This is a genomic window from Streptococcus mitis (genome assembly GCF_946190115.1).
Lineage (GTDB): Bacteria > Bacillota > Bacilli > Lactobacillales > Streptococcaceae > Streptococcus > Streptococcus mitis_CO.
This window is the reverse complement of record NZ_CAMHZG010000063.1, coordinates 1-279: the sequence shown is the minus strand read 5'-3', so window position 1 is coordinate 279 and position 279 is coordinate 1. Positions and strand designations below refer to the sequence as shown.

Annotated in this window: 1 protein-coding gene; it reads right to left on the bottom strand. The window is 33.7% G+C overall.

Going from position 1 to position 279, the window contains the following annotated elements:
* The coding region (locus N8L90_RS09425) for a transposase (protein WP_261025229.1) at positions 1-279 on the bottom strand (279 nt) is incomplete at both ends.

The following is a 279-nucleotide window of genomic DNA, read 5'->3' as shown; positions in this document are numbered from 1 at the left end:
TTACGTCCCATTTTAGGTACTCTCCCTCTTGTTTTCTCAACAATAGTATACCCGTTTTTCTTGTATTGTGCTAGCCAATTAAGAAGTATCGTACGACTTGGGAGGCCGTATTCAAGAGAAACTCTATCTTTAGTCCAGCCTTCATGTAAGACTTTATGAATCATTTCTTGTTTTAAATCAGGAGAATAGTAACGATTTTTTCCTTTTTTGACGAACTCTATTCCATAACGATCAATCAATTTAATCATGTACCTAATATTAGAATTGTTTATCCCAAAT